This window comes from Bathymodiolus platifrons methanotrophic gill symbiont (assembly GCF_002189065.1).
Classification (GTDB): Bacteria; Pseudomonadota; Gammaproteobacteria; order Methylococcales; family Methylomonadaceae; genus Methyloprofundus.
On sequence record NZ_BDMN01000466.1, the window covers coordinates 1 to 3,307 of the forward strand.

General features: G+C 39.5%; 2 protein-coding genes. One reads left to right on the forward strand and one right to left on the reverse strand.

Annotated elements, in window-relative coordinates:
• Window positions 1-103: 103 nt before the first annotated feature.
• Entirely contained in the window at window positions 104-1,102 is a 999-nt protein-coding gene (locus tag CDZ78_RS19415) for a hypothetical protein (RefSeq protein ID WP_087871437.1), read from the reverse strand.
• Between the two features lie 795 nt (window positions 1,103-1,897).
• Here CDZ78_RS19415 and CDZ78_RS19420 point away from each other — a divergent pair.
• Window positions 1,898-2,800: a hypothetical protein gene (locus tag CDZ78_RS19420; RefSeq protein ID WP_087871438.1), complete on the forward strand. Its 903-nt coding sequence runs from the start codon at window positions 1,898-1,900 to the stop codon at window positions 2,798-2,800.
• Window positions 2,801-3,307: the final 507 nt, after the last annotated feature.

Genomic DNA, 3,307 nt, shown 5'->3' on the forward strand with positions numbered 1-3,307 from the left:
CACTTCGGATTGGCAAATTTCCCTGCGCCTTCTGGAGACTATCAGCCCGTCCGGGGCTGACAGCGTTTGATCATCCCTTGATAGATAGGGGTTACACCTTGGGTTAGAACCTTCTCACCGCAAAAGCAGGCTTATGAAGCTTTTTGTATGAGTTAGACAGGCTAACCACGCCCTCGTCAACAGGATCGCCTGCTATCGCTGATAAAGCATTGATGTAACCTGAACTCGGAACATACTGTGTTGAGCTCCAATACTCAGTGTCTATCTTGTACTCATCGATAAATATCTGATCTTTGAAATAAGTAGGATTTTTTTCTATAAAGTCGCTCATAACCTCCATCAGCAGGTACAGCTCGCCTGCGGACGGTAAGAACCAGTCGTGGAAGTCATTTTGAATATAAGCGTCTGCCTTTTCTGCTGCTGTTAAACGCCGTTTGTGTTTGGAAACCTCATCAAACTCCTTGCAAGAGTTCACGATCGCGGTCGTGTTCAATTGTCCCGTACCTAAGCGAGTAGCATTGGCACCTCTAAGTACGTCACCGGAACAACCCCAGAAGAAATTTTGATGCCCCACACCTTTGTCATACGCACTGAACATAGCATCTTCTCCTTCTGTAAAATGTGTATTCATTTGATAGAGAGAATATTCCATTCCATGAGTGCGATCTTTGCTCAAAAAGAACACTACGCCTGCCGAGGGTCCGTAATCTCCGATGTTAAAAGTAACGCCGTGAGGAACTCCCACTGTAGGTGGAAGAGGGAGTTCTCCGGACATCTCTTTGGCAAACTTATCTGCTGCTGTATTAGATATGTCTAAAAAAGGTTTAGCTTCCGAGACATAATGGGCATAATCGATGGCATCTACATTGGGAAATATAGGTTTGTCATCCTTACCGCTCTCGTCAGGAGTAGCGGGGTTTTCGGCAGCTATGTCATGAGCATCCGTCGTCCCAGAGGGGGCGTTACTGTGTTGATCTGGGGGAATCACCAGGATCCCCAAAAACGCGGCTCCTATAAAATTAAATATTGCATGGGATTTTAAAGGAAAAACCATTAGACCCATAGAAATTAACCCGATTTGTAAAGATTTTTCTGCATTCATTTTTTGTATCTCATGTTATTAAAAAACCATTCTGGACCTTTTACGTCAAAAAAGGAGAGGAATAGAAACGGTTCTGTCGCAATAATTATCAAAAGCACAGACCTCCTGGTCTTCAGGCATAACTATCCTGCTAAAGCCATAAACTGCTTATAAGCAGGAATATTTTCCTCAGACAAAGCCTGAAGACCAGGAGGTCTGCGCTTTTGATGATTATTGCGACAGAACCACCTGGGGAAGTGAACTTTATGCGACAGAACCATTAAACTGTACAGTTTTAATGCATTCTAATGCTATAGGTTATTTTGTCTAGCGTTAATCCATTTACGCAGACAATACACACAGAGTTATGAACAAAAAATGTGGATAACTGAATAAATGTAGTTGATCAAAAGTACCTCACAGAGACAATTAATTTTAACGTTCTCTTCTTACTCCTACTGCCGTTGGTTACAAAGGCTATTCTCTCTATGTGATCCTGAAAAACTGGAGTCATCGTGGAGAATAATAACAGTTACAGAACCATTTTTTTGTCTTTTAAGATTATTCTTGGACTTGAAATATGGGGTGTTCAGATTAGAAGAAAATCTTAGATTTTTTGTTTATGTGATTGTACATATTTGTATAAATGCTACAATCTATTTGTAAATCAGTGGCCTGATACTAACACCAATAAGTACCAGACCACCTAACCCATAACCATACTAAACATGGCTTAGGGCTTGACTCAATTGTAAGGCATCAAGACAGACCTTTCAATCGTTTTTTGCTCATGCCGCTACTAATATAGAGGATATTATGAGCACAAACGCATTAGCTACGCCACCAAACGACAATCTACTTGTTATCCGCAACTGTTTTATGCTACTGGTCGGGAATAACCTTCTTGCCGCCGCTTGTCTCAATCAAATAAGTTATTGGAATATGAAAATGGGTAGGGATATCTGGAAAACCGATGATGAATTTTCCGAAGAACTTCATATGAGTATTCATCAATTTAGACGCATGAAATCGAAGTACCTCCGCGACTTGCCGTTTTTGAAAATCACTCTCAAAGGCATACCCGCAACTTGTCATTATGAGATTGATTTTGACATATTAAATGCAATGATTGCCAATCAATCTGCTGGTATAACCGCTGAAATAGAAGCAAAACCCCATGCGGCAAAGCCACTGGATAATCAAAGATTGCGCAAATCTGAGCACCATGACTTGCGCAAAAATACGCAACCTAATACAGAGACTATCCTTTCAAAGATTACTAAAAACCAAACAACCGTTGTTGGTGATAATGAAAAGAAAATAACGACAAACGAACCCCAGCCTGTCAAACTAACAAATCAAGAAATCACTAGAATTCATGTTGATGTAAGTATGTTTAAAGATCATGAACAAATAGCAGCTCAAAAACTCCTTGCAAGTATTAAACGTTCAGAGCAAATAGCCGTTATTGCTGTAATGAGTCTTGTTATTAGCTCTAATCAGATCACTAAAAGCAACATAGGGTATCTTTCGGCGGTAATTAGAAGCATCACTAATGGAACCTTCACCCCAGTGGATAATAATCCTAATAGCTATCCTAAGAGCGCTAGCGGAGGTAAAAAACAAACCCTTGACCAGTTTGTCTTAGCTAACCCCTCTAAAACTATCGGTAAAACGGAACAAGAGGTGCTTAGAATGATGAGTCTGGGTAACCAATAACCAGGACCCTTTTGATTACTTAAAGTATTTACTCGCCGAACTACCCAAGCTTGACGGTTCTGTCGCATAAAGTTCACTTCCCCAGGGGTTCTGTCGCAAAAAATAAATATTTGTGTAAAAATCAACTGTAACTTGTTTTTTGCGGCAAATGGATAAAAACACCATGCAGGAGAAAAACAGTCTCATCCCATCATTAAAATTACGATAATATAGTGTTAAAGTCAATTACCATGGGGTATTCAGGAAAGTAATGGCTTGAAAAATAGAGCCATTTTCAGTTGAGCATGTGAACCTACTTTGGCTGAAATTAAATCTTATAATCGTAGGTAATAAGGTGATTTTATTTTTTGCGACAGAACCGTTTTAATTATGTTTTAAAGCTCGACTTAAAAAATATGACCCAGATAAGATAAAAGAGACTATTGAAAAATGAGTTGTACTAATCAATTAGACCACGTCAATCATGTTTTAATCATTATCTATTATCTATTCACTCTCTAACAGAAG

Bases quoted from the DNA above. Each gene is read 5' to 3' on its own strand.
- CDZ78_RS19415 (WP_087871437.1), bottom strand. From the start codon at position 1,102: ATGAATGCAGAAAAATCTTTACAAATCGGGTTAATTTCTATGGGTCTA.
- CDZ78_RS19420 (WP_087871438.1), top strand. From the start codon at position 1,898: ATGAGCACAAACGCATTAGCTACGCCACCAAACGACAATCTACTTGTT.